This is a genomic window from Rathayibacter sp. PhB151 (genome assembly GCF_004366415.1).
Classification (GTDB): domain Bacteria; phylum Actinomycetota; class Actinomycetes; order Actinomycetales; family Microbacteriaceae; genus Rathayibacter; species Rathayibacter festucae.
Map to the genome: position 1 here is coordinate 158,812 of NZ_SOEN01000010.1, position 25,458 is coordinate 184,269.

A 25,458-nucleotide genomic window follows, 5' to 3' on the forward strand; every position below is an offset into this window, starting at 1 on the left:
TTGATCCGATCCGGAGCCTCGCTCGTTATCCTCTGAGAGCGCCTCTCAGGCGCCTGCGCCTCCCCCGGCGCGCCACCCCGCGATCAGAACGAGAGACGCCACCGTGCCCAAAGACACGATGTCCGCCAAGAACCGCGCCCGCCAGGACAAGGTCGAGGCCTACAAGCGCGAGCAGGCCAAGCGCAAGCGGAGCGGCCGGATCTGGATCTGGTCGCTCTCGGCCCTCGCCGTCGTCGCGATCGGCGGCATCGTCGCGGTCACCGTCTTCGGCAACCAGCAGATCGTCGAGGCCCGGCAGATCGACGGCCTGCAGACCTTCGAGAACGACGCGACCCACGTCGCCGGCACCGTCGACTACGAGCAGACCCCTCCCGCAGGCGGCCCGCACAACGCCGTCTGGATGAACTGCGGCGTCTACGACGAGCCCGTCCCGAACGAGAACGCCGTGCACGACCTCGAGCACGGCGCCGTCTGGGCGACCTACGACCCGTCCCTCCCGCAGAGCGAGGTCGACGCCCTGATCGCCGCGATGCCCGACACCTACGCGGTCGTCTCGCCCTACGAGGGTCTCGACTCCCCGATCGTGCTCAGCGCCTGGGACGCCCAGGTCGCCATCGACTCCCCCGAGGACCCGCGCATCGACGCGTTCATCGAGCGCTTCTGGCAGTCCTCGACCGCACCCGAGCCCGGTGCCCCGTGCACCGGAGGCATCGATGCGCCCGGCAAGCAGTAGGGGCCGCCTCCTCGTCGCGGCCGTCGCCGTCGTCGCCCTGCTCCTGGGCGCGGCGGGCGGCTACCTCTTCGGCGCCCTCGCCCCGTTCTCGTCCTCGGCCACTCCGTCGAGCACCAGCGCGGAGGCCGGCTTCGCCCGCGACATGCAGGTGCACCACCTCCAGGGCGCCGAGCTGGCGATGATCGCCCGCGACAGCAGCGCCGACGACGAGGTGCTCACCGTCTCGAAGGACATCCTGCTCACCCAGCAGCAGCAGGCCGGTCAGCTCTTCGGCTGGCTGAACTCGTGGGGCCTCCCGCAGGCGGCGCCCGAGCCGTCGATGACCTGGATGGGCCGCCCGACCCTCGCGGGCGCCGCCGACGAGCACTCCTCGATGGGCATGTCCACCGAGGAGGACGTCGTCCCGGAGAGCATGCCCGGCCTCGCGACGCCCGAGCAGATCGCCGAGCTCGGCACGCTGACCGGCCGCGACTTCGACCGCAGGTTCCTCGAGCTGATGATCGCCCACCACCGCGGCGCGATCGATATGGCCGAGGCGCTGCTCGCCCGCAGCCGCGCGACGGTCGCCACCGACTTCGCCTCCTCCGTCGTGAAGGCCCAGGAGGCCGAGATCTCGCTGATGGAGCAGATGCTCGCCGACCGCCCGGCCGCCTGACCTGGAACCTCCGACTCGGACTGTCTCACCATTGAGACAGAGTGGAGTAGGGTCTCAAGCATGAGACTCACCGAGTTGGAGACGGCGCAGAAGGAGCTCGGCTACTCCGTCGATCTCCTCGCCTCCCGCGCTGGTCTCTCGCGTGCCACCGGCTACCGGATCCTCTCGGGACAGACCGACCCGCGCCTCGACGATCTGCGGGAGCTCCTGCTCGCGGCGGGCCTCGATCTCGATCTGTCGGTCCGGCCCCTCTCCGATCCGCACGCGGCGTCGGCCGCGCGCGCCATGCTCGGAGACCTCTCGGTGACCCCTGGCGACGAGGAGATCGCGGCCTGGACCGCTCGGCTCACCCGATACTCGCGCGGGGAGACGGCGCTCCTCCTCGGCGAGGCCGGTCGAGCGTCCGCACCGCAGCACCGGCCGGGTGCCGTCGCCCTCGCAGGCCCGCGCTGGAGCATCGACCGACTCGCCTCCGCGGGGCACGCCTCCGAGGAGCCGTGGGCGCTCTCCGGAGCGGCCTCCTTCGATGCGATGGGGTACGACCTGCAGGGGGTCTCGGTGCTCTGGACCCCGGACCCGCGTCGGGTCGCCCAGCTGCTCGCGGACACTCTGACGCCGACGACGACCGAGCACGCCGACGTCCTCGTGGTCCCCGGACCCGCCCCGCTGTTCCAGGGCGCGGTCGACGTCGAGGGAGTCGTCCTGGTGTCCCCGCTGCAGGCGGTGCTCGACGGCATCGGCCTCGGCGGCGACCTGGCGGCGATCGCCTCGGAGCTGGGACGGGAGTGGTCGTGACCGACGTGCAGCGACCCGGACCCGGCTATCGGCGTCGCCCCGAGGGCGGACGGACCGACGGACCGGCGGCCCGCTCACTCCCCGCCGCCGACAGCGCCCTCCTGCGCGAGCGGACGGGCATCACCTGGACCGCGTCGACGATCGAGTGGAACCGCCTCGTGGCGACCACCTCCGAGCGCGCCCGGTTCCGCTTCCGCGCCTCGCTGCCCGACCTCGTCTGGAACGCCGCAGCGCTCGAGGGCAACACCTTCACCCTCCCCGAGGTGCGGACCCTCCTCGAGGGCGTGACCGTCGGCGGGAAGCCGCTGGCCGACGAGGAGCAGGTCCTGGCGCTGAGTCAGGCCTACAGCGATCTGGACCAGCTGGTCGGCCGGAGCGCCTTCGCCCTCCGCAAGGACGTGTCGGACACCCTTCACCGCACGGTCGCGGAGAAGGAGGCGATCGAGTCCGGCCACTTCCGCGGCGAGGGAACCGTCTCCGGCGGCGGCAGCGTGCGACTCGCGAACGGCGGCTTCGTCGCCGGCGTCGAGCACGGGACCGGCGGCGAGGCACTGATCGAGCGCTTCGACTCGCTCGTCCGCTTCCTCGAGACCCTCCCCGACCCGCGCGAGCGCGCGGTCGCCTACTTCGCCGCCGCGACACGCAGCCAGTTCTACTTCGACGGCAACAAGCGCACCGCCCGCCTGATGATGACGGGAGTGCTGATGAGCGCCGGTATCGACGCCGTCAACATCCCCTACAGCCGCCGCCTCGAATTCAACCGCGCCCTCGACGAGCTGTTCGAGACGGACGACGCCACCGCGCTGATGCGCTTCATCGTCGACTGCGCCTGACGCGGACACCGCGCGCTGCAGCCGACGCGGCTCAGGAGCTGAGGGCCGTCTCGACCTGCTGGGCGTAGAGGGAGGCGTAGAGGCCGCGGCGCTCGAGCAGCTCGAGGTGGGTGCCCGACTCGACGATGCGGCCGCCGTCGACGACGTGGATGACGTCGGCCGAGACGACCGTCGAGAGGCGGTGCGCGATCGCGATGGTGGTGCGGCCGCGGGCGGCGTCGTCGAGGGCGGTCTGCACGATCCGCTCCGAGACGGTGTCCAGCGCGCTGGTCGCCTCGTCGAGGATGAGCACGGCCGGGTCCTTCAGCAGCACCCGCGCGATCGCGAGGCGCTGCTTCTCACCGCCGGAGAGCCGGTAGCCGCGCTCGCCGACGAGGGTGTCGTAGCCGTCGGGGAAGGACGCGATCGTGTCGTGGATGTTCGCGGACCGGGCGGCCGCCTCCAGCTCCTCCTGCGTCGCGCCGGGGCGGGCGTAGCGGAGGTTGTCGGCGATCGTGGCGTGGAAGAGGTAGGTCTCCTGGCTGACGATGCCGATGTGCGAGACGAGCGACTCCTGCCGCAGCTCCCTGACGTCCGTTCCGGCGAAGCGGACGGAGCCCTCGGTGACGTCGTAGAGCCGGGGCACGAGGTAGGAGATGGTCGTCTTGCCGGCGCCGGAGGGACCGACGAAGGCGACGAACTCGCCCGGCGCGATCGAGACCGAGACGCGGTCGAGGGTCGGCCGGACGTCGTCGGTCTGGTCGGGGTAGCGGAAGACGACCTCGTCCAGCTCGACGCGGCCGAGCTCGCCGTCGACGTCGCGGGCGCTCGCGCGGTCGGCGATGGCGGGCCGCAGGTCGAGGTACTCGAAGATGCGGGCGAAGAGCGCGCCGGCGGTCTGCAGGTCGAGCGCGACGCGCATCAGCCCGAGCAGCGGCCACATCAGCCGGGCCTGCACGGTGGTGAAGGCGACGACGGTGCCCGCGGTGACGGTCGTCCCGCCGAGGATCAGCCAGGCGGCGACGAGGTAGACGACCACGGGGATCACCGAGAGGAAGATCTGCACGGTCGCGAAGAACCACTGCCCGGACATCTGCTGGCGGACCTGGAGGTCGATCTGCCGGCCGTTCTCGTCGGCGTAGCGGGTCACCTCCGACTCCTGGCGGCCGAAGCTCTTGGCGAGCAGGATCCCGGAGACGCTCAGCGTCTCCTGCGTGATCGCCGTCATCTCGGACAGCGACTCCTGCGTCTTGGTGGCGATCCGGGCGCGGACCTGGCCGACCCGGCGTTGCGCGATGACGAGCACCGGCGTGAGCACGACGGCGACGATCGTCATCTGCCAGGAGAGCAGGAGCATCGCGACGACGGCCGCGATCACGGTGACGGTGTTGCCGAGCACGCTCGAGACGGTGTTGGTGAGGACGCTGGCCACGCCGCCGACGTCGTTCGCGAGGCGCGACTGGATGACGCCGGTGCGGGTGCGGGTGAAGAAGCCGAGCTCCATCGCCTGGAGGTGGCGGAACAGCCGGATGCGCAGCTCGCCCATCACGCTGTTGCCGACCGTGGCGGTGAGGAAGGTCTGCCAGACGCCGAGCACGGCGGAGACCACCCAGATCAGCACCATCACGCCGACAAGCTCGAGCAGGACGGGGAGGTTCGGACGGCCGCCGGGCGGGAAGAGCCCGCGGTCGAAGGCGAGCTGGGTGAGCAGCGGCGGCACGACGGTGAGGGCGGCGCCGACGAGCACGAGGGCGACGGTGAGCGTGAGCTTGGTGCGGTGAGCGCGGAAGAGCGAGGCGATCCGGGAGAAGAGGTGGTCGATCCTCGGAGCGTCGGAGTTCTTCCGCCGCTGGGCGTCGGGGTCGCTGCTGGAGATCTTCCCGCGCACCGCGCCCGCGCGCATCCCGCCGCCGCTCGCGACGTCACCCATCCTGCTCATCGCTCGACCATAACCCCGGCCGCCGACACCGCCCGCGGCTTCCGCCCACGGCGAAGATGTGCTCAGCGGCGGGCCCACGGCGGCGACCCCGCCGACCCCGACGGGCCGCGTTCCGCGGACTCGACTCACCGGGTCTCGATACGCCGCGTCCCGCGGCTACTCGACCAGCATGGAGCGCCGACCGTTCGCATCCCGCCGATCGGTCCACCGCCGGGCCAGCGCCCGCACTCATGCTGGTCGAGTAGCCCCGCAGGGGCGTATCGAGACCCGCCGTCACCAGCACGGCGGGTCTGCGGACTCAGGTTCTGACGGTGGTGGATCTCGATACGCCCGCTTCGCGGGCTACTCGATCAGCATGGAGCGCCGACCGTCCGCATCCCGCCGATCCGTCCACCGCCCGCACTCATGCTGGTCGAGTAGCCCCGCAGGGGCGTATCGAGACCCGCCGTCACCAGCACGGCGGGTCTGCAGACTCAGGTTCTGACGGTGGTGGATCTCGATACGCCCGCTTCGCGGGCTACTCGATCAGCATGCGCGGCCCGCTTCGCGGGCTACTCGATCAGCATGGGGGCACCCCCGCACCGACGAGCCGGAAACGACGGAAGGCCCGGGCCCTGCGTGAGCAGGACCCGGGCCTTCCCTCGCACTCGCTAGCGGTTCGCGGCGCCGTCGGCTGCAAGGCGGAGGAGGAGAGCTGTAGCGGAGCTACCGCCGACGACGACAACGCCGCAGACGGCGGTGCCGCGGACCGCTAGCCCTTGGTCGCGCCAGCCAGCAGGCCGCGGACGAAGAAGCGCTGGAGGGCGAAGAACACGATCAGCGGGACGATGATCGAGATGAACGCGCCGGCCGTGAGGAGCTCCCACGACTGGCCGTACGAGCCCGAGAGGTCCTGCAGCGCCTTCGTGATCGGCAGCCCCTGCCCGGAGGTGAAGACCGTCGCGACCAGCAGGTCGTTCCAGACCCAGAGGAACTGGAAGATGCCGAACGAGGCGATCGCCGGGACCGACAGCGGCAGCACGATGCGGAAGAAGATCTGGCCGTGGCCGGCTCCGTCCACGCGCGCCGCCTCGATGACCTCGCCGGGGATCTCCGAGATGAAGTTGTGCAGCATGAAGATCGCCAGCGGGAGCGCGAAGATCGTGTGCGCGATCCACACCTTCGCGTACGAGCCGTCCAACCCGTTCACCCCGAGCCCGGGGAGGATGTAGAGGTTGCCGATGCGCAGGCCGTCCGAGAACAGCTGCAGCAGCGGCACGAGGGCCATCTGGATCGGCACGATCTGGAGCGAGAACACGAGCACGAAGAGCGTGTTGCGGCCCTTGAAGTCGATCCACGCGAAGGCGTAGGCCGCGAGGCTGGCGATCGTGATCGGGATCAGCGCCGCGGGCAGCGTGATGACCAGCGAGTTCACGAACGCCTTGCCCAGCGTCAGGCTGTCGCCGGAGTTGAGCGCGTTCGCGTAGTTGTCGAGGGTGAAGCCGGGGTTGGCGAAGATCGTCCACCAGCCGGTCGTCTTGATGTCGTTCGCGGGGCGGAACGACGAGATGAACAGCCCGAGGGTCGGGATGGTCCAGATCGCGGCGATGATCGCGGCCGCGAGGGTCGCTCCGCGCGAGGTCGTCGCCTTGCGGACCTTGCCGCTGGCCGCCTCGATCTTCGACTCGCCGCGGGCGAGCGCGCGCTCGGTGCTGCGGTCGACCGGAACCTGGATCGGAGTGGGCGTGACGCTCATCGGATCTCCCTCTGCTTGGCGAGCTGGCGGGCGTTGTAGACGACGATCGGGAGCACGAGCAGGAACAGGATGACCGCGAGGGCCGCGCTGTAGCCGCTGCGGGCGCCGAGCTGGAACTGGCGCACCATCTCGAAGGCGAGGACGGTGGTGTCGGAGCGGCCGCCGGTCATCGCCGAGACGATGTCGAAGACCTTCAGCGACGCGATCGAGATCGTGGTCAGCACGACCACGATCGAGGAGCGGATGCCCGGGACGACGACGTTCCAGAACGACTGCCACGCGTTGGTGCCGTCCAGCGACGCCGCTTCCAGCTGCTCGGACGGGACGCCCTTGATGGCGGCCGAGAGGACCGTCATCGCGAAGCCGGCCTGGGTCCAGATCAGCACGACGACGAGGAACAGGGTGTTCCACGGCTCGAGGCCCAGCCAGTCGACGGGCGAGCCGCCGAACGCGGTGAGGATGCCGTTGAGGACACCGATCTGCTCGCCCTGGCGGGTGTCGTAGAAGAACTTGAAGATGATCGACGCGCCGACGAACGAGATCGCCATCGGCATGAAGACCAGCAGCTTGAAGAACTTCTCGCCGCGGCTCTTGTCGATGAACACCGCGTAGGCCAGGCCGATCGCGGTGGCGGTGATGGGGGCGAGGAGCACCCAGACCACGGTGTTGAGGAAGGCGGTCACACCGTCCGGGCTGGTGAAGACCCAGATGAAGTTGTCGAGACCGGCGAATCCGGAGCCGTCGTTCTTCATGAAGGCGTTCAGCGCGGTCGTGATCGTCGGGTAGATCAGGCCGATCAGGATGAAGAAGGCGGCCGGAGCCATGAACGCGATCAGCTGCAGTCCGTAGCCCGCGCCTTTGCGGGACCGGAAGTCGAGCAGGAAGAGGATGCCGCCGATGACCGCCGCGACGACCGCGACCCACATCACCGAGTTGTAGAGGCCGAACGCGAGGAGGAGGACCACCGGGAGGAGGACCGTGACGGCGAGGCGGAGGATCGTGTAGCCGGTGCCGCGCCGCGGGGCGATCTCGACGAAGAAGAGGATGATCGCGACGACCGCCGCGAACGCCAGAAGGATGATGGGGATCTGCGCGAGCGGGGGGATGCTCGCCAGCCACTGGAAGAAGCCGGACATGGACGCCCTTTCGAGTGCGACTCTGAACTCTGGTGAGGCCCGGTCCGGCCGGACCGCGGGTGCGATCCGGCCGGACGGGCATCGGTCGAGGGCCGCCGCTCCGCGGAGCGACGGCCCTCTCCGCCACTGCTAGGAGGTGTAGCCGGCCTGGATCTCCTCGAGGACCTGATCGGTGCTCGAGCCGTCGATCCAGTCGACCATGCCCTTCCAGAAGCTGTCGGCGCCGACGGACTTCGGCATGAGGTCCGAGCCGTCGAAGCGGAAGGTGGTCTCCGGGTCCTGGAGGATTCCGATGGAGTCCTTCAGGATGTCGCTGCCGGCGTTGGCGGCGTCGAGGCCGGTGTTCGCCGAGATGACGCCACCGAGCTTGACGCGGCTGTTGGCCCAGTCGGCGCTGGCCAGGTACTCCTGGACCTTCGCGGTGTCCTCGTCGTTCGAGAACGCGGCGACCATCTCGCCACCACCGGTGACGGCCTGGGCGTCGCCCGCCTCGGCCGGCGGGGTGAGGAAGGCCCAGACGTCGCCGTCCTCGGCCACGTTGGCGCCGGCCGAGATCAGGAAGCCCTCGAAGAACGAGGCCTGGTGGGTCAGCGCGCAGGTGCCGTTGGCGACGTTCTGCGCGACGTCGCCGAAGGCGGTCGAGTTGATCGAGGAGACGTCGCCGTAGCCGGCGTTGACCAGCGTCGGGTCGAGGAGGATCGAGCCGACCTTGTCGAAGGCCGCCTTGATCTCGGGGTCAGTGAACGGGGTGTCGCCCGCGACCCAGGAGTCGTACACGTCGGGGCCGGCCTCGCGGAGGACCGCGTCCTCGATCCAGTCGGTGCCCGGCCAGCCGGACGCCTCACCGGAGTTGAAGCCCGCGCACCAGGACGGTCCGCCGGTCTTCTCGGCGATGGTCTTGCCCAGCGCCTCCATCTCGTCCCAGGTGGTGGGAACGGAGACGCCCCACTCGGCGAACTTCTTCGGCGAGTACCAGATGTAGCCCTTGACGGAGGCCATCAGCGGCGCGCCGTACTGGGTGCCGTCGACCTGGCCGTACTTCTGCCAGTCCTCGGACCAGTTGTTCTGGACGTTGGTCAGGGCGCCCTCGGGCAGCTCCTGGACCTTGCCGGAGGCGACGGTGTCGGCGAGCAGACCCGGCTGCGGGAAGATCGCGAGGTCGGGGGTGTCGCCACCCTGGACCTTGATGCCGATCTGCTTCTCGAACTCCTTGTCGCCGGTGTACTTGATGTCGATGCCCGACTCCTTCTCCCAGTCCGCCCAGGACTGCTCGAGAAGGGTGGCCTCGTCGCCGTTGATGGTGCCGTAGATGTTGACGACGCCGTCGGCGGTGCCCACGGTGCCGGCGGAGCTGCCGCCGCCCGCGTTCGGGTCGTTCGGGTCGCTGCTGCTCGAGCAGCCGGCGAGGGCGATCCCGGCCGCTGCGAGAACGGCGACGGGAAGGGTGATACGGCGGTGCAGGGATGACCGCATGGTTCCTCCTCATTGAGTGGTGGTTCAGCCGAGGGCCGGTGCCGTCCGGCGGGCCGGCGGGCTGAGGCGACTCGAAGCAGGTGCTGCGACGACTCGGATGCTGTTGGTGGTTCCGTGCGGAGACTCTCCGAGCGGAACACCGGGTTCGTGTGGCTCGGGCCTCCACGGAGGGAAACCTTTCCACAAGATCGATGAAAGCACAACGACGGTGATAGAGCGCTCTCTGAGATAACGATCCGGCGACGAACCGCGAGAATCCGGGCCGGTGGTCGGCTGGAGATCGATCTCGATGCTCCGGCCACCCCGCGCGCGGGGTATAACTTTCTGGAACCGTTTCCAGCACCGACGCCGGACGGTCCGGGAGGAACGCCGTGCCAGGCATCGAAGAGGTCGCCGAGCTCGCGGGAGTGTCGAAGGCTACCGTCTCGCGCGCCCTCAGCGGCCGCGGCTACGTCTCCGCCGGGACGAAGCAGCGGGTCGAGCACGCCGCGTCGAGCCTCGGCTACGTCGTCTCGGCCAACGCCTCGAGCCTCGTCACCGGGCGCAGCAACAACGTCGCGGTGATCATCCCGGTGATCAACCAGTGGTTCTTCGGCGGGATCATCGAGGGCATCGAGCGGGCCCTGCTCGCCGCCGGCTACGACCTGCTCCTCTACAACATCGACAAGCACCACGACGCGCGCCGCAGCGTCTTCGAGTACTACCTCGTCCGCAAGCGCGTCGACGCGATCGTCGCCGTGACCCTCGAGATCTCGCCGGACGAGACGGAGGCGCTGCTCGCCCTGGGCAAGCCGATCGTCGGGATCGGCGGCTCGCTCCCCGGCATCCCGACCTTCAGCATCGACGACGTCGCCGCGGCCCGGCTCGCCACGGAGCACCTGCTCTCCCTCGGCCACGAGCGCATCGTCCACATCGGCGGACTGGCGGAGGAGGAGATGGACTTCCACGTGCACACCAAGCGCCACGAGGGCTTCTCGCAGGCCCTCGCTGCGGCGGGACTCGAGCGCGAGGCCGGCCACTTCGTGCCGACCCGGTTCGACATCCCCGGCGGGCACCGGGCCGGACGTCAGGTGCTGGGCGATCCGCGGACCCGGCCGACCGCGATCTTCGCCGCCTCCGACGAGATCGGGATCGGGATCATCCTCGCCGCGCGCGAGCTCGGGCTCTCGGTGCCGGAGGACGTCTCGATCATCGGGATCGACGACCACCCGCTGGCCGAGCTGTTCGGCCTGAGCTCGATCCGGCAGGACCCGCGGCAGCAGGGCGAGCTCGCCGTCGCCCTCGTGCTGGAGGCGCTGGCCGCGATCGCCCGGGGCGAGGCGCCGCCGCCCGCCCGGCACACGACCATCCCCGCCTCGCTCGTCATCCGCACCAGCACGTCGGCGCCGCGGGGCGCGAGAATCGGAGCATGAGCGACTCCGAGTCCCCCTCCCCCGTCGTCCGCGATGCGCCCGAGCGCTCCCGCTTCGAGATCTCCATCGGCGGCGAGACGGCCGGCTTCGCGGCCTACGTCCGCCACGGCGACGAGGTCGTGCTGACCCACACCGTCGTCGACGACGCCTGGGAGGGCCACGGCCTCGGCAGCGTGCTCGCCCGCGCCGCGGTCCTCGCGGTGACCGAGGCGGGCGGCACGGTCGTCCCCCGCTGCCCCTTCGTCGCGGCCTGGCTCCGCAAGCACCCGGACTCGGGCGCCCGCGTCCGCTGGCCCGAGGACTGAGCCGAGGCGGCCGCGCCCTGCGGCTTCATGCTGATCGAGTAGCCCGCGCAGCGGGCGTATCGAGATCCCCCAGCATCAGAACAGGAGTCTGCAGACCCGCCGTACTGACGACCGCGGGTCTCGATACGCCCCTCCGGGGCTACTCGACCAGCATGGAGGCGAGCGCCGTCGCTCAGGCGGGCGGAGTGCGGGAGCCGATCTCCTGGAGGGACCAGGTGTTGCCGTCGGGATCGGCGAAGTGGGCGTACTTCACGCCGCCCATGTCCTGCACGTCCGACAGCTCGAGACCGCGCCCGACCAGCTCGGCACGGGCGGCATCGATGTCGTCGACGACGAGGTGCAGCCCGCGGACGACGCCGGCCTCGGGTCCGGGCCCCATCCCGGAGCCGATCACGATCGAGCAGGAGGAGCCGGGCGGTGTCAGCTGGACGACCCGCATCGACGGCGAGGGCCGGACGTCGTGGTCGACGTGGAAGCCGACGACGTCCGCATAGAACGCCAGCGCCCGATCGACGTCGGAGACGGGCACGGGGACGAGTTCGAGTCGCATCTGCACCCGCTCATCCTGCACCCCCGGCCGACCCGGCCCGGAGCGGCGCGGCCCTCCCTGCTGATCGAGTAGCCCGCGCAGCGGGCGTATCGAGATCGCCCACCGCCGGCACACACTGCTGACGACCGCGGGTCTCGATACGCCCCTGCGGGGCTACTCGACCAGCATGTGCGCGCGAGGGCGCGCCGGGGTCAGTCGCGGGGGGCGACGACGAGGCGCTCGTGCATGATCTCGACGGCGCGCTCGAGGACGCGGCGGTCCTCGGGGCGGAGGTCGGCGAAGATCGGCGTGAGGGCGTCGCCCAGCTGGGTGCGCCACGCGGTGAGCGCGGCGGCGCCGTCGGGGGCGAGGCGGATCTGCCAGGCCCGCGCGTCGGCCGGGTCGGCGATGCGGTCGAGCCAGCCGGCCTCGACGAGGTTCTTCACGATCTTGGTCATCGTGGGCTGCGAGACGCGGCTCTGGGTCGCCAGCTCGCCCAGGCGCATCGGCCCCATCGACAGCAGCACCGACAGCGTGCGCCAGACCGCCTGCGACTCCTGGTTGTCGGTGGCCTGCGCCGCGAGGCGGGTGATCCGGTGCGTCACCGAGACGAAGTCGCTCAGCAGCTCGCTCAGCGAGACCTCGCTGGGCGGCACGTCGCGGGCCGGCAGGCCTGCGAGCGGATCGATAGCAGTCACCCGCCGATTCTAGAGGCTGCGTCGCGCGGCACCGGGGAGGCCGATCACCCCCGGTCGGGGACGCCGGGGCCGCGACGACAGCGCGGGGAGGACAGAAGGACGACGAGCGGGAACGACGAAGGGCGCCGCCTCCGAGGAGACGACGCCCTGCGCCGGTGGGCCCGCCCGAGGGAGGACCCGTGCACCCTGACGGGTGCGAGGGGATTACTTGACGGTGACGGTCGCGCCGGCGGCCTCGAGCTGGGCCTTGGCCTTCTCGGCGGTCTCCTTGTTGACGGCCTCGAGGACAGCCTTGGGGGCGCCGTCGACGACAGCCTTCGCCTCGCCGAGGCCGAGGCTCGTGAGCGCGCGGACCTCCTTGATGACCTGGATCTTCTTCTCGCCGGCGGCCTCGAGCACGACGTCGAACTCGGTCTGCTCCTCGACCTCTTCGGCCGGGGCGGCCGGGCCGGCGACACCAGCGGCGGCGACGGGCGCGGCGGCGGTGACCTCGAAGACCTCTTCGAACTTCTTCACGAACTCAGAGAGCTCGATGAGCGTGAGCTCCTTGAAGGCCTCGATGAGCTCGTCCTGCGTGAGCTTTGCCATGATTTTTCTCCTTGTTGTTTCTTGTCTACGAACCGCGTGCGCACTGCCTCCCGGAGGGAAGCGTCAGCTCGCGGACTCCTGCTTCTCGCGCAGTGCCTCGACCGTGCGAACGGCCTTGGACAGCGGCGCCTGGAACAGGTAAGCGGCACCGAAGAGCGAGGCCTTGAAGGCGCCGGCGAGCTTGCCGAGCAGCACTTCACGGGACTCGAGGTCGGCGAGCTTTCCCACCTCTTCCGCGGTCAGCGGGTTACCGTCGAAGTAACCGCCCTTGACCACGAGGAGAGGGTTTGCCTTGGCGAAGGCACGCAGCGACTTCGCGACGGCGACGGGGTCGCCGTGCACGAACGCGATGGCCGAAGGGCCAGCGAGCTCGGCGTCGAAGGACGAGATCCCGGCGTTGTTCGCCGCGATCTTGGTCAGCGTGTTCTTCACCACGGCATAGGTCGCGTGCTCACTGATGTCCTTGCGCAGCGTCTTGAGCTGAGCAACAGTGAGACCGCGGTACTCGGTCAGCAGAACGGCGGTCGAACTCTGGAACTTCTCCGTGAGTTCGGCGACCGAGGCTTCCTTGTTCGCCATGGCTACTCCTGTGAATTCTCGTGCCGGTAGCCCGAAGGCACGCAAAGAAAAAGGCTCCGGCGCAGGAGCGCGGGAGCCTGGGGAACGCGATGAACGCGGAACACATCTCTTGCACACCTGCGCGGGCCATTCGCTTCGCGAATCCTTCGTCCGGTGGCGATCCGCGGGGCCTGGGCCCTGCTCGTGCGCACACCGGAAACCGGCGGTCTTTGGCTTCGGGAAGCGTACGACGTGGACGGGGCCGTGCGCAAGTCGGATCGACACGGGATGCTGGAGGGATGACCGGCCCGTCCTCCCCTCCCGACCCCGAGCCCGGCGGGCACGCCGAAGGCGACCGCGCGACCGAGGGCGCGACCGAAAGCACGACCGACGCCGCGATCGCCGCCGTCGAGGGCGAGCTGAGCACCCTCTTCAACCGGGTGCGCGACGCGATGCGCTCCGCCGCCGAGCGCCTGCATCCCGACCTCAGCACCGCCGGGTACCGGACGCTCGCCACCCTGGAGCGGCGCGGCCCGATGCACTCGGGCGCCCTCGCCGAGCTGCTCGAGACGGACAAGTCCTCGATCAGCCGGCAGATCTCGGCGCTGGACCGCCTCGGTCTGCTGCAGCGCTCCCCCGATCCCGACGACGGCCGCGCGACGATCCTCTCGGTGCCGCCGGAGACCGCCGAGCGGATGCGGGCGATCCGCAGCTCCCGCCAGGCGCTGATGCACGAGGAGCTGCGCCGCTGGGAGGCGGGCGACGTCGAGCTCTTCGCCGTGCTCCTGCGCCGCATCACCGCCCTGGACATGCGCGGCGCTACCACCGAGCCCTCCGCTGGACAATCCGGGGCGGGCGCGGCGCCGACCGCGTAGCGTCCAGGGGGATGGAACCGCTCGCTCCTCCCTCCCTTCCCGGCGACGTCGACGGCGCTCTGACCCTCGCCCGCACCCTCTCCGCCGACCCGCCGCGGCCCGGCACCGGCCGCACCGCCGAGCTGCACGGCCTGCTCGAGCGCCTGGCCCGGCACGATCTCGGCGTCGCCCGCGCGATCGAGCCGCACCTCGACGCGCTCGCGATCCTCGGCGAGGCGGGCCTGTCCGCCGCGGACGTCGGTGTCCAGGACGACGCGGTCTGGGGCGTCTTCGCGGCGGAGGGCGGCGACGAGCCGCTCGTCGCGACTCCCGAGGGCGACGCCTGGCGACTGGACGGCGTGAAGCCCTGGTGCTCGCTGGCGGGCCGCCTGGACGCGGCGCTGATCACGGCGCACGTCGGCGACGGCGCCGGCGAGCGCCGGCTCTTCGCGGTGCGCCTCGGCGACGGCACCGCGACCCCGGAGGAGAACGCCTGGCACCCCCGCGGCCTGACCGAGATCCCGAGCGGGCCGGTGCGCTTCGCCGGTGCGCGGGCCCAGGAGGTCGGCGCTCCCGGCTGGTACCTCTCGCGACCCGGCTTCGGCTGGGGCGGGATCGGCGTGGCCGCCTGCTGGCTCGGCGGGGCCCGGGGCGTCGCCGCGACGCTGGCCCGGGCGGCCGCCCGCCGCGAGGACCCGCACCTGCTCGCGCACCTCGGCGCGGTGGACACCGCTCTGTCCGCCGGACGCCGGGCGCTCGACGAGGCCTCGGCGCTGATCGACGCGGGCGAGGCCGAGGGCGCCCGCGGCGCACTGCTGGCCAAGCGGGTCCGCGGCACGGTCGCGAGCGCCGTGGAGGAGATCCTGCTGCGCGCCGGCCGCGCGCTCGGACCGGCTCCGCTGGCCCTCGACGCGGAGCACGCGAAGCGGGTCGCCGACCTCGCCCTCTACGTCCGCCAGCACCACGCCGAGCGCGACGACGCGGCCCTGGGCCGCGCGGTCCTCGCCAGCGGCGAGACGGAGGAGTGGTGAGCCGCGTCATCGAGTTCGACGGTCACCTCGAGGGCACCCCGGTCGAGCGCTGGCGCGAGGACGGGCGGCTCGACCGGCTGCCGGTCCTTCCGGAGGACGCACTCCTCGCCGTCGACCGCGTGCTCGTCGTGGTCGCGCACGCCGACGACGAGACGCTCGGCTGCGGCGGCACGATCGCCCTGGCCCGCCGCCTCGGCGTCCCCGTGGACGTCGCGATCGTGACGGACGGCGGCGCGGCGCACGGCGCCTCCTCCCCCGGGGCGGCCGCCGCCCTCGTCGCCGAGCGCCGCGCCGAGGCCCGCGCCGCGCTCGACGAGCTCGGCCCCGGGATCGGCCTCGCCTTCCTCGACGTCCCCGACTCCGGCACTCCCGAGCACCGCGACCGGATCCTCGCGGAGGTGCTCGCCCGCGCCGCCGCCGCGCCCGGCCGGGTCCTCCTGCTCTCCACCTGGACCGGCGACGGCCACCGCGACCACCGCGTCGTCGGCGAGGTCTGCGCCGAGGCGGCCGAGACCCTCGGCCACCCGCTGCTCGCAGCGCCGATCTGGCTCTGGCACTGGGCCGCGCCGGCGGATGCCGAAGTGCCGTGGCCGGCGCTCGTCCGCGTCGAGGCCGACGAGGACCTGCGGGAGCGGAAGGCCCGCGCCCGCGAGCGCTATCCGAGCCAGACCGCGCCGGGACCGGGCGGGATCGCCCCGGTCCTCCACCCGCGCTTCGTCCGGGCCTTCGCCGGCGACGACCGCCTGATCCGGGTGTGCTGATGGCCCGACCGGAGCCGGCGCACGGCGATCCGACCGACAAGTGGCGGAGAGAAGCGCCGATCCTGCCTAGGCTCGGGGGGACGGACGGGCGCGGCCCCGGCGACGAGGACACGGGGATGAGCTACTTCGACGAGCTGTACGAGCGTCACGAGGACCCCTGGGGGTACACGAGCCGCTGGTACGAGGAGCGCAAGCGCGCCCTCACCCTCGCGAGCCTGCCCGAGCGCCGCTACGACTTCGTCCTCGAGATCGGCTCCTCGATCGGCGTGCTGGCCGAGGCCCTCGCCGCGCGGGCCGAGCGCCTGCTGGCGATCGACGTCTCCGCGGCCGCCGTGGAGCGGGCCGCCCGCCGGCTCGCGCCGCTCGCGCACGTGCGGGTCGAGCACCACGACATCACCCGCGGGGTTCCGGAGGGTCCGTTCGACCTGATCGTGCTCTCCGAGGTCGGCTACTACCTGGGGCGCGAGACGCTCGAGCGCACGCTGCACGGGGTGCGCGACCGGCTCTCCGCCTCCGGCGAGCTCGTCACCGTGCACTGGCGGCACCCGATCGACGGCCTCGAGCTCGACGGCGACGCTGTCCAGAGCGCCGTCGCCGGTCTCGGCCTGCACCGGATCGCCCGGCACGAGGAGGAGGACCTCCTGCTCGAGGTCCACTCGCGCGACGGCCGCTCGGTCGCCCGGCGGACGGGGCTGCTGTGACCCGGATCGAGGAGCTGCTGGTGGTCGTGCCGGCCCACGACGAGGAGGAGCGGATCGGCGCCACCGTCGCGTCGATCCTCCGGAGCGCCGCGCACCTCACCACGACCGCCCCTGACGTCGCGGTCCGGCTGATCGTCGTGGCCGACGGCTGCACGGACGCGACCGTGGAGCGTGCGCGGGCCGCGGGCGCCGAGGTCCTCGAGCTCGAGCGCTGCGGAGTCGGCGCGGCGCGGGCGGCCGGGATCGCGCACGCCCTCGGCTCCGTCCCCGGCTCCGTCCCGGACGACCGGGTCTGGCTCGCGAACACCGACGCCGACACGGTCGTTCCGGAGGAGTGGCTGCTCGAGCACGTCGAGCACGCCCGCCATCACGACGCGCTGGTGGGCACGGTCCGGCCCGACCCGTCCGATCTCTCGCCGGAGATGTACGGCCGCTGGCAGCGCACCCGCGAGCGGGAGGAGTCGATCGGCAGCATCCACGGCGCGAACCTCGGCGTGCGCGCGAGCGCCTACCTGGCGGCGGGCGGGTTCGGCGGTGAGCTGTTGCACGAGGACGTCCTGCTGGTCGAGCGGCTGCACGCCGCCGGCGCCCGGGTGGGAGCGACCGACCGCGGCGAGGTGACCACCTCGGGACGCCGCCGCAACCGCGTGGACGGCGGCTACGGGCCCTACCTGCACGACCGGTTCGCGGACGCTCCGGTGCACTGACGCTCCCGCGAGCGCAGCCACCTCTGCTACAACGCGCGGGCGCAAGCAGATCCGCGAGGCCGTTGTCAACGGTCCGGGCCTGAATTGTCACGGCATCCGCAGGAGAGTGGAATGGGGGCCGAGCACGACCCTGTGCTCTCTCCGATGGAAGGGTCACCGCATGAATCCCCGCCTCGTCCTGCTGGCGCTCGTCGCCCTCGCCGCGTACGTCTTCGGCGCCCGCGCCGGCCGCGGACGCTACGAAGAGCTCCGCCATCTCGCACTCGGTGTGTGGAACGACCCGGCCACGAAGAAGACGCGCAAGAAGCTCAAGAAGACCTCGAAGCGCGAGGCGAAGCACTTCACCGCGGTCGCCGACAAGGCACGCGCGAAGGTGCAGCGCTCACTCCGCTGATCGACATCATCTGCAAGGACGCCTTCACGACAGGCGTTGACGCTCGCACCGGAACGGCCGGTCGAGCACACTACGAAGGAGACACATCATGGGCATCATCGGTTGGATCGTTCTCGGCCTCATCGCCGGCGCACTCGCAAAGCTCATCCTGCCCGGCAAGCAGGGCGGCGGATGGATCATCACCATCATCCTCGGCATCGTCGGCGCCCTCCTCGGAGGATTCATCGGCGGCGCGCTCTTCGGGCGCGACGACCCGATGGGCTTCAACCTCGTCAGCATCATCCTCGCTGTCGTCGGCGCCATCATCGTCCTGCTGATCTACGGCGCGATCACCGGCCGCAAGTCCCGCGCGTAGTCACGCGACCCCCGAAGGCCCCCGGCATCCGTGCCGGGGGCCTTCGTCGTTCCCCGAGCGTCCGATGGCGCCGGACGACCGCCGATGTTCGCCGGCGGCGCAAGGCCTTGCACCTGGGAGGCCCCGGGGCGTGGACTGTACTCCGGCCGCAAGCTCTCCGATGCGGCCGATCCCCGGACGAAAGGACGCTCGAGTATGAGCACGGACGCGAACACTGTCCCCACGATCACCCTCAACAACGGAGTCGAGATCCCGCAGCTGGGCTTCGGTGTCTTCCAGATCGACCCCGCCGAGACCAAGGACGCCACGCTCGCCGCCCTCGAGGTCGGCTACCGCCACATCGACACCGCCGAGATGTACGGCAACGAGGCCGGCGTCGGCGAGGCCGTGCGCGCCTCCGGCCTCGACCGCTCCGAGGTCTTCGTCACCTCGAAGCTCAACAACGGCTTCCACGCCCGCGAGGACGCTCTGCAGGCGATCGACGACACCCTCGCCGAGCTGAAGTTCGACTACGTCGACCTCTTCCTCATCCACTGGCCGCTGCCGAAGGTCGGCGACTACCTGGAGACCTGGAAGGCGATGGAGGAGATCTACCGCAGCGGCAAGGCGAAGGCGATCGGCGTCTCCAACTTCCAGACCAACCACCTCAACCGGCTCCGCGCCGAGGCGACGATCGTCCCGGCCGTGAACCAGATCGAGGTGCACCCCTTCCTCACGCAGGAGGAGCTCCGCGCCTACGGCGTCGAGCACGGCATCGCGACCGAGGCCTGGTCGCCGATCGCGCAGGGCAAGGTCCTGGACGACGAGGCGATCGTGCGCATCGCGCACAGCGTCGACCGCTCCCCCGCGCAGGTCGTCCTGCGCTGGCACATCCAGCGCGGCGACATCGTCTTCCCGAAGTCGGTCACCCGCAAGCGCGTGGAGGAGAACTTCGCCCTCTTCGACTTCGAGCTGGACGACGAGTCGATGACGGCGATCTCCGCGCTCAACCGCGACGAGCGCACCGGCCCGAACCCGGACGAGTTCAACTACATCCCCAGCTGACCCTCGGCTGCTGAGCCGGCACCTCCGGCTCGACCTCACGCCTCCGGCTCGCGGGATCCTCGGATCCCCGCGAGCCGGAGGCGTCTCCACGTGCCGGAGCTCCTGTGGGAGACCTCCGGCACGCGGGACCGCCCTCGGCACGCGGAAACCGCGGACTCCAGCGAGCCGGACACCCTTCCACGAGCCAAAGCACCCCGCACCGCACCTCCGGCACGCGGAAGCACCCTCGGCACGCGGAAACCGCGGGTTCCAGCGAGCCGGACACCGATCCACGAGCCGAAGCTCCCCACACCACACCTCCGGCACGCGGGATCACCTCCGGCACGCAGAAACCGCGGACTCCAGCGAGCCGGACACCGATCCACGAGCCCAAGCTCCCCACACCGCACCTCCGGCACGCGGGATCACCTCCGGCACGCAGAAACCGCGGACTCCAGCGAGCCGGACACCCTTCCGCGAGCCCGAGCTCGGCCGGGCGCAGCTTCGGCTCGCGGAAACGGCTCCGGCTCGCGGGATCCGTGGATTCCTGCGAGCCGGAGGATGTTTCGCGAGCCGGAACGGCGCGGAGGCGGGTGGTGGCTACTGCGAGTCGCGCCAGGAGTGCTCGGGGGCGTAGCCGAGGACCTCGCGGGCGTGGTCGATCGAGAGCAGCGTGTCGTTCACGCCGAGCTCGCCGCGCACCTCGACGCCGGGGAAGACCTCGGCGACCAGCTCGTCGTTCGGGCGGGTCATCACGGTGTCGGCCGCGGCGATGATGAAGCGGTCGAAGCCGGGCTCGCGGTGCGCGAGGGCCTTCTCGACCGCCTGGGCGCCGTCGCGGCCGTCGATGTAGCCCCAGAGGTTCCACTTGCGCAGCGTCGCGTCGGCGTCGAAGGACGGGAACTCGGCGTAGTCCTCCTCGTTCATCACGTTGGAGAAGCGCAGGCCGATGATGGTCAGGTCCTCGTGCCAGCGGCAGAGCTCGATCGCGAGCTGCTCCTCGAGGTGCTTGGTGAGCGAGTAGACCGACTCCGGGCGGGCCGGGTACTTCTCGTCGACGGGGATGTAGGGCGGCGGCACGTCGAACGGCAGGCCGAGCACGGTCTCGCTGGACGCGTAGACGATGCTGCGGATGCCCGCGCGGATCGCCGCGTGGAAGACGTTGAAGGTCGACGACATGTTGTTCTGGAAGGTCGCGATGTCCGGGACGATGCCCGGCGCCGGGACGGCCGCGAGGTGCACGACCGCGTCGATCCCCTCGTAGCGGTCGCCCACGGCCTGCAGGGCGTCGACGACCTGCCCGTAGTCGGTGATGTCGATGCTGATGACGCCCTCGCCGCGCGTTCCCGCGCGATCGAGGACGAAGACGTCGTGGCCGGACTCGCGGAGACGGGTGACGACGCTGCGGCCGAGTTTCCCGGATCCACCGGTGACTGCGATTCTCATGCCTCGAACGCTAACGGGCCGCGGGCCTGCGGACGAGGGCTGGCGGATCAGTCCGAGACGTGGAGGGAGATGCCGTCGCCGACCTCGGGCGTCGTCTCGTCGGCGACGAGCTCGGTCCAGCGGCGCAGCACGGCGGCGCCGGCCTCGTCGTTGATCGCGCCGTCGACCACGAGGATCGGGTACGGCTTGTCCGGGACGCCCTCCGCGGGGCGGACGTCCACGTGGGCGACGTCGTAGGCGTGCTCGGCGAGCCAGTCGGCCATGGCGTAGTCGCTGCGGGAGTCGCCGACCGTGCGCCAGCGCTGCGGGATCGGGCCGGTGGCGCCGAGCAGCTCGACGGCGCGCTGGGCGCCGAGGTCCTTGCCGAGGCGGTTGGACTCGATGTCGGTGGAGATCACGGTCGGGTCGATGCGGTACTCGACGGCGCCGGTGTCGTTCGGGTAGCGGATGCCGCGGCGCTCGACGCCGAGGCCGGCCGCGGTCATGATCTGCAGGGCGTCGGCGTCGAAGACGAGCTGGCGCTCGAGGTAGTCCTCGCTGGAGAGGTCGACGAGCTGCTCGGCCGAGACCATCGCGCGCTTGGTCTCGTCGAAGAAGACCAGGTCGTCGTAGTCCTCGCGGATCATCCGCTCGAGGTCGCGGGCGACCGCCTCCGGGATCGCGAGCGACTCGTCGACGATCGGCTCGGAGGTGCCGCGGTAGTCGACGGTGAACCAGACGGCGCCCTTCTCGCAGACGCAGACGATCCGCGCGTCGGCCGAGACGCCGCGCTCGAGGAGCGGCGGCAGCACGCGCTCGCGCAGGAACGCGTCGGAGCGGCCGGTGTTGAAGACGAGCGGGATGCCGGCGTTCGCGAGCGCGACGAGGTCGTCGGCGATCGAGTCGATGGCGATCGTGCGGCTGATCGGGCTGGCGATCGGGCCGTCGACGTCGAGGAGCAGGCCGAGCGGAGGCGGGGTGGAGGTCATCGTCTCCATTCTGCCGTGCGGGCGCGTCCGGCCGTCTCCGCGAGATGCCACTTGTGCACGCTTTCCTCGGCGTGTCGCGTGCACAAGTGGCATCTCGCGGCGGGGAGGAGGTCGGGGGTCAGTCTGTGGGGAGGACGAGGGTGCGTTGCGTGAGGGTTCCGTCGGGGGACTCGACGGCGAGGGTGATCAGGGTCTCGGCGTCACGGCAGGGGACGGAGAGGGCGGAGTAGCCGGTCGCGCTGAGGTCAACGGGGGTGCCGGACTGCGCGTCGGTGGTGCCGACGGCGAGGCGGGCGGAGACGCCGCCCTCGGTCTGCCAGGAGAGCGCGACGGGGACGGAGGCGGTGCGGTCGCCGGCGCAGTCGATCGTCGCGGGCGAGGCGGTGAAGGAGAGGACGGCGGCCGCGGCGGTGGCGGCGCCGGGAGCGGCCGAGGCGACGACGCCCTCGGTCGGGGAGGCGGCCGCGGAGGCGCCGGTGGCGGGGGTGGTCGCCTGCGTCGCGGGCCCGGTGGCCGCGGTCTCGGTGGGTCCGGTCGACGCAGAGGCGGCGGCCGAAGCGGAGGGGGCGACCGGGGTGGAGGTCGGGGCTCCGGCGCCGTCGGCCGGGCGGACCAGGAGGACGATCGCGACGATCACGGCGACGAGACCGAGGACGGCGAGGACGATCCCGAGGGTGCGGGCGGTACGGGGCTGCATCGGGACTCCTCGGTGGTGCGGGTGCGGTGGTGCGTCGGTGCGGTGGTGCATGTGATGCGGGGAGGGCGAGGCGGGAGGGCCGGCGGATCGTGCTCGCCGGCCCTCCCGCAGCGGAGGCTACGCCTCCTCGACCTCGCGGCGGCCGCGGGCGATCAGCAGGGCGCCGAGACCGAGCACGAGCGCACCTCCCGAGAGCAGCAGCCAGGGGCCGGTCTCGACGCCGGTCGACGCGAGGCCGCCGGTGCCCGGCTTCGCGACGGGAGCCGCGGTCGCCGTGGCGGTCGGCTCCGGAGCCGCGGTGGGCGCGGCCGTCGGCGTGGCGGTCGCGGTCGGCTCAGGAGTCGCGGAGGGCTCCGGGGTCACCGTCGGCTCCGGGGTCGCAGTCGGCTCAGGAGTCGCGGTCGGCTCAGGAGTCGCGGTCGGCTCCGGGGTCGCAGTCGGCTCAGGAGTCGCGGTCGGCTCAGGAGTAGCAGTCGGCTCCGGAGTCGCGGTCGGCGTCGCCGTCGGCTCCGGGGTCCCCGGCAGCTCGACGGCCGCACCCTCGGGCGCCACGGCGAGCAGCGCCCGGGCGACGTCGCTGAACGCGCCGACCGGGTGGTTGCGGAAGACCGGCGAGGTGCCGAAGAGGAAGCCCTCGGTGCCCGACGCCGTCGCGAACGAGACGGCCGAGGCCTGCCCGGCCGCGTCGCTCCGGGACTGCCCCTCGGACGCGACCCAGTGCCCGGCCACGAAGGTGTCCTCGGCGGCGTAGCTCTGCTCCACCGTCACGGACGCGTCGAAGCCCTCGAACCAGAGCGCCGGCGAGACGAAGGCGGTGTCCTGCGGGTAGTCGCCGAGGATCCCGTCGGTCGGGGTCTCGACCGAGACGATGCCGTTCGAGCCGCTGGTGCCGGTCCGCGCGGTCAGTGCGGCGAGACCGAAGTCGGTCGCGAAGGCCGCTCCCGCTCCGCCGCGGCCGACCACGTCGCCGCCCGCCGCGAGGAACTCCTCGACGGCGGTGCGGCCCGCGGCCTGCTCCGGGGTGAAGGACAGCGCGCGGCCGAGGAGCAGCACGTCGGCGTCGGTCAGGACGGTCTCGCCCGAGGCGAGCGTGTCCGCCGTGACGGCGACCGCGTCGGCGAAGCCGAGCTTGGCCAGCGCGTCGCGGTCCTCGTGCGAGCCGGAGTAGGCGACGCGGACGGCCGACAGCGCGGTGCCGTCCTCGTCCTCGATCCGCTCGGCCGTGGTGGCCGTGAAGTCGACGCCGAACTCGGCGGCGGCGGCCTTCGCGGCGGCGAGGCCGTCGGCGTCGGCGCGGAGGGCGATCGTGCCGTCGGCGAACTGCTCGAGTGCGACTCCGGCGCCCAGGAGCGCGTTCACCGCCTGGTACTCGAGCACGCCGCGCGGCTCGAAGGCGAGGTAGCCGGCGTCGGCGGGGACGCTGCCGCTCGGGGCGACGGCGGTGACGGGCTCGAGCTCGACGGCGGGCATCGGGTCGAGCGTGGAGCCGACCGGGATCACGTCGGCGCCCCAGAGCAGCGAGAGGCTCCAGGCCGAGACGTCGTACATCTCGGGCACGCGGTCGGAGATGTCGGTGCCGTCGGCGAGCAGCACGTTCGCGAGGCCGCGGACGGGCTGGTGCATGTCCACGACGTAGGAGCCGGCGGCGTAGGTCGTGCCGCCCGCGGTCATCGCCGTGGTCGTGCGATCGACCTCGACGCCGTGCGCGAGCAGCTGCGCGACGAGGGTCTCGGCGTCGGACGAGGAGCGCTGTGCGTCACCGGCGGGGATGACGTAGGCGCGGGGGTACTCGGTCGTGTAAACGTCGGTCTCGTCCCAGATCTCGGTCCACTCGGTCGGCGTGCCGGCGGGCAGGTCCGACGGGGCGACGTCGGCGGGGATCTCGACGGCGGGGGCGCCGGTGACGCCGCGCTCGAAGATCTGCACCTGGTTGCTCAGCAGCGCGTCGCGATTGGCCTCGATGTAGTCGACCGAGGCGTCCATGACGATCCCGGCGACCTCGATGTCGATGTCCGCGTTGGCCTGGCCCTCGGCGATCTCCTCGGGCGTCTCGTTGGCCGTGCGGCCCAGCGGCAGCTCGACCGTGTTGGTGATCGCGCCCTGGAAGGCGACGTACTGCGGCGCGAAGATCGGAGGCCAGTCGTCCCAGCCCGCGCGGATGTCGCGGTAGGGGATCAGGATCTGGCCGGTGTTCTCGGTCGTGACGCTGCCGTCGGCGGCCTTGTAGGTGTTGCCGGGCACGTCCGCCTCGACGACGCGGCGCTCGATCTCGAGCGCGGTCGCGTAGGCGTGCGGCAGGAACAGGTCGTACTCGTAGTTCTCGCCGTGCGGCGGGCCGCAGGGCTCGACCTGGAGGATGCCGGTGTAGCCGTGGATGTCGATGAAGTAGGTCGGCTGCAGGACGCTGGAGAGGTCGCGGATGACGGCTGCCTCGTTGGTCGCGCCGGTGATCATGTCGCGGTTGGGGTCGTAGCCGGCCGCGACGGCGCGCTGGCCGAGGGCCCGGCCGTCGGGGTTGTTGGTGACGGTGAAGTAGAGACGGTTGCCCTCGAGGAGCGCCTCGGTCTCGGCGTCCTCGGCGGTGGCGACCTTCTCGATGTAGTTCAGGATCGCGTCGGATCCCTCCCACTCGTTGCCGTGGATGTTGCCGTTGAACCAGGTCGGCACCTTGTACTCGGCCATCAGCTCGGCGTCGGCGGCGGCCGCCTCCGGCTCGTTCTTCAGGCGGTCGCGCCACTCGGCCTGCCGCGCGGTCTCGGCGGCGGTCTCGGGAGCGGTGACGGTGACCAGGTAGATGTCGCGGCCGAGGCCCGACTTCCCGACCACCTGGGTCGAGACGCGGTCGGAGCGGGCGGCCAGGTCGTTCAGGGCCGGCGCGATCTGGTCGTACGGCGTGACGCCGCGGGTCAGCGAGGCGTCGGTCGGGTCGACCGCGACCTCGGTGAGGGCTTCCCGGTAGGGGTAGCTCGCGGGCTCGGTGATCGGCGCGGAGGCGGGGCGGACGAGGTCCACCCGCTCGAAGGCGGAGGGTGCGGCGGCGGTCGGTGTCGCGGTGGTGGTCGCTGTCGCGGCGGGCGCGATCAGCAGACCGCCGGCGGCGAGCGCGAGGGCCGCGCAGCCGGAGGTCAGGGCGGTGCGTGTTCTCAAGCGGAG

At 71.6% G+C, this 25,458-nt stretch carries 26 protein-coding genes; 14 read left to right on the plus strand and 12 right to left on the minus strand.

Annotated elements, in window-relative coordinates; genetic code table 11:
* The first annotated feature begins 103 nt into the window (after window positions 1-103).
* The 4 genes from EDF35_RS17675 to EDF35_RS17690 are packed head-to-tail and all read left to right on the plus strand — an operon-like array spanning window position 104 to window position 3,016.
* Complete coding sequence (locus EDF35_RS17675) at window positions 104-733, plus strand: DUF3105 domain-containing protein (protein ID WP_243840046.1); 630 nt, start codon at window positions 104-106, stop codon at window positions 731-733.
* Window positions 714-1,388: a DUF305 domain-containing protein gene (locus tag EDF35_RS17680; RefSeq protein WP_133963289.1), complete on the plus strand. Its 675-nt coding sequence runs from the start codon at window positions 714-716 to the stop codon at window positions 1,386-1,388. The genes EDF35_RS17675 and EDF35_RS17680 overlap by 20 nt, the downstream gene beginning before the upstream one ends.
* Before the next feature lie 60 nt (window positions 1,389-1,448).
* Window positions 1,449-2,183, plus strand: a complete 735-nt coding sequence (locus EDF35_RS17685) for a hypothetical protein (protein WP_133963290.1) — start codon at window positions 1,449-1,451, stop codon at window positions 2,181-2,183.
* Window positions 2,180-3,016, plus strand: coding sequence for a hypothetical protein (locus tag EDF35_RS17690; RefSeq protein ID WP_208323098.1), 837 nt, complete (start codon window positions 2,180-2,182; stop codon window positions 3,014-3,016). Before EDF35_RS17685 ends, EDF35_RS17690 begins: the two co-directional genes overlap by 4 nt.
* A gap of 31 nt (window positions 3,017-3,047) precedes the next feature.
* On the opposite strand, the gene EDF35_RS17695 is transcribed toward EDF35_RS17690, so the two are convergent.
* The 4 genes from EDF35_RS17695 to EDF35_RS17710 all read right to left on the minus strand — a co-directional run bounded on the left by EDF35_RS17695 (window position 3,048) and on the right by EDF35_RS17710 (window position 9,278).
* A complete protein-coding gene (locus EDF35_RS17695) occupies window positions 3,048-4,925 on the minus strand; it encodes an ABC transporter ATP-binding protein (protein ID WP_133963351.1) in 1,878 nt (625 codons plus the stop codon).
* 760 nt (window positions 4,926-5,685) lie between these two features.
* Entirely contained in the window at window positions 5,686-6,669 is a 984-nt protein-coding gene (locus tag EDF35_RS17700) for a carbohydrate ABC transporter permease (protein ID WP_123447787.1), read from the minus strand.
* Window positions 6,666-7,805: a sugar ABC transporter permease gene (locus EDF35_RS17705; RefSeq protein WP_123705268.1), complete on the minus strand. Its 1,140-nt coding sequence runs from the start codon at window positions 7,803-7,805 to the stop codon at window positions 6,666-6,668. The genes EDF35_RS17700 and EDF35_RS17705 overlap by 4 nt, the downstream gene beginning before the upstream one ends.
* 129 nt (window positions 7,806-7,934) lie before the next feature.
* Complete coding sequence (locus EDF35_RS17710; RefSeq protein WP_123447789.1) at window positions 7,935-9,278, minus strand: ABC transporter substrate-binding protein; 1,344 nt, start codon at window positions 9,276-9,278, stop codon at window positions 7,935-7,937.
* Window positions 9,279-9,649: 371 nt separating this feature from the next.
* On the opposite strand from EDF35_RS17710, the gene EDF35_RS17715 reads away from it, so the two are divergent.
* Together EDF35_RS17715 and EDF35_RS17720 are read left to right on the plus strand one after the other, a co-directional pair.
* Window positions 9,650-10,690, plus strand: coding sequence for a LacI family DNA-binding transcriptional regulator (locus EDF35_RS17715; protein WP_123705269.1), 1,041 nt, complete (start codon window positions 9,650-9,652; stop codon window positions 10,688-10,690).
* Window positions 10,687-10,995, plus strand: a complete 309-nt coding sequence (locus EDF35_RS17720) for a GNAT family N-acetyltransferase (RefSeq protein ID WP_133963291.1) — start codon at window positions 10,687-10,689, stop codon at window positions 10,993-10,995. The genes EDF35_RS17715 and EDF35_RS17720 overlap by 4 nt, the downstream gene beginning before the upstream one ends.
* Window positions 10,996-11,167: 172 nt before the next feature.
* Here EDF35_RS17720 and EDF35_RS17725 read toward each other — a convergent pair whose 3' ends face one another.
* The 4 genes from EDF35_RS17725 to rplJ all read right to left on the minus strand — a co-directional run bounded on the left by EDF35_RS17725 (window position 11,168) and on the right by rplJ (window position 13,389).
* Entirely contained in the window at window positions 11,168-11,551 is a 384-nt protein-coding gene (locus EDF35_RS17725; RefSeq protein ID WP_243646336.1) for a VOC family protein, read from the minus strand.
* A 185-nt stretch (window positions 11,552-11,736) separates the two neighbouring features.
* Window positions 11,737-12,222: a MarR family winged helix-turn-helix transcriptional regulator gene (locus EDF35_RS17730; protein ID WP_243840047.1), complete on the minus strand. Its 486-nt coding sequence runs from the start codon at window positions 12,220-12,222 to the stop codon at window positions 11,737-11,739.
* A 204-nt stretch (window positions 12,223-12,426) separates the two neighbouring features.
* Complete coding sequence (gene rplL / locus EDF35_RS17735) at window positions 12,427-12,810, minus strand: 50S ribosomal protein L7/L12 (RefSeq protein ID WP_055791021.1); 384 nt, start codon at window positions 12,808-12,810, stop codon at window positions 12,427-12,429.
* A 63-nt stretch (window positions 12,811-12,873) separates the two neighbouring features.
* Window positions 12,874-13,389: a 50S ribosomal protein L10 gene (rplJ, locus tag EDF35_RS17740; RefSeq protein WP_123447792.1), complete on the minus strand. Its 516-nt coding sequence runs from the start codon at window positions 13,387-13,389 to the stop codon at window positions 12,874-12,876.
* A gap of 278 nt (window positions 13,390-13,667) precedes the next feature.
* On the opposite strand from rplJ, the gene EDF35_RS17745 reads away from it, so the two are divergent.
* From EDF35_RS17745 to EDF35_RS17780, 8 genes are all read left to right on the plus strand, one after another.
* Window positions 13,668-14,243 (plus strand): MarR family winged helix-turn-helix transcriptional regulator, encoded by a 576-nt coding sequence (locus EDF35_RS17745; RefSeq protein WP_166674156.1) that lies wholly within the window; start codon window positions 13,668-13,670, stop codon window positions 14,241-14,243.
* Window positions 14,244-14,254: 11 nt separating this feature from the next.
* Complete coding sequence (locus tag EDF35_RS17750) at window positions 14,255-15,253, plus strand: acyl-CoA/acyl-ACP dehydrogenase (protein WP_133963293.1); 999 nt, start codon at window positions 14,255-14,257, stop codon at window positions 15,251-15,253.
* Window positions 15,250-16,014: a PIG-L family deacetylase gene (locus tag EDF35_RS17755; RefSeq protein WP_166674157.1), complete on the plus strand. Its 765-nt coding sequence runs from the start codon at window positions 15,250-15,252 to the stop codon at window positions 16,012-16,014. Before EDF35_RS17750 ends, EDF35_RS17755 begins: the two co-directional genes overlap by 4 nt.
* A gap of 116 nt (window positions 16,015-16,130) precedes the next feature.
* Window positions 16,131-16,715: an SAM-dependent methyltransferase gene (locus tag EDF35_RS17760; protein WP_133963295.1), complete on the plus strand. Its 585-nt coding sequence runs from the start codon at window positions 16,131-16,133 to the stop codon at window positions 16,713-16,715.
* A complete protein-coding gene (locus tag EDF35_RS17765) occupies window positions 16,712-17,422 on the plus strand; it encodes a glycosyltransferase (protein WP_133963296.1) in 711 nt (236 codons plus the stop codon). Before EDF35_RS17760 ends, EDF35_RS17765 begins: the two co-directional genes overlap by 4 nt.
* Window positions 17,423-17,582: 160 nt before the next feature.
* A complete protein-coding gene (locus EDF35_RS17770) occupies window positions 17,583-17,816 on the plus strand; it encodes a YtxH domain-containing protein (RefSeq protein WP_123447798.1) in 234 nt (77 codons plus the stop codon).
* A gap of 88 nt (window positions 17,817-17,904) precedes the next feature.
* Window positions 17,905-18,171, plus strand: coding sequence for a GlsB/YeaQ/YmgE family stress response membrane protein (locus EDF35_RS17775; protein WP_056041656.1), 267 nt, complete (start codon window positions 17,905-17,907; stop codon window positions 18,169-18,171).
* A gap of 195 nt (window positions 18,172-18,366) precedes the next feature.
* Entirely contained in the window at window positions 18,367-19,215 is an 849-nt protein-coding gene (locus EDF35_RS17780; RefSeq protein WP_123447799.1) for an aldo/keto reductase, read from the plus strand.
* A 579-nt stretch (window positions 19,216-19,794) separates the two neighbouring features.
* On the opposite strand, the gene EDF35_RS17785 is transcribed toward EDF35_RS17780, so the two are convergent.
* The 4 genes from EDF35_RS17785 to EDF35_RS17800 all read right to left on the minus strand — a co-directional run bounded on the left by EDF35_RS17785 (window position 19,795) and on the right by EDF35_RS17800 (window position 25,452).
* Window positions 19,795-20,640: an NAD(P)-dependent oxidoreductase gene (locus EDF35_RS17785; protein WP_133963297.1), complete on the minus strand. Its 846-nt coding sequence runs from the start codon at window positions 20,638-20,640 to the stop codon at window positions 19,795-19,797.
* Between the two features lie 47 nt (window positions 20,641-20,687).
* The gene (locus EDF35_RS17790; RefSeq protein WP_185038907.1) at window positions 20,688-21,608 is read right to left on the minus strand and encodes a hypothetical protein; all 921 of its coding nucleotides are present in this window, start codon (window positions 21,606-21,608) and stop codon (window positions 20,688-20,690) included.
* Between the two features lie 118 nt (window positions 21,609-21,726).
* Window positions 21,727-22,305: a hypothetical protein gene (locus EDF35_RS17795; protein ID WP_133963298.1), complete on the minus strand. Its 579-nt coding sequence runs from the start codon at window positions 22,303-22,305 to the stop codon at window positions 21,727-21,729.
* A 117-nt stretch (window positions 22,306-22,422) separates the two neighbouring features.
* Window positions 22,423-25,452: a M14 family zinc carboxypeptidase gene (locus EDF35_RS17800; protein WP_133963299.1), complete on the minus strand. Its 3,030-nt coding sequence runs from the start codon at window positions 25,450-25,452 to the stop codon at window positions 22,423-22,425.
* Between the last annotated feature and the right edge of the window lie 6 nt (window positions 25,453-25,458).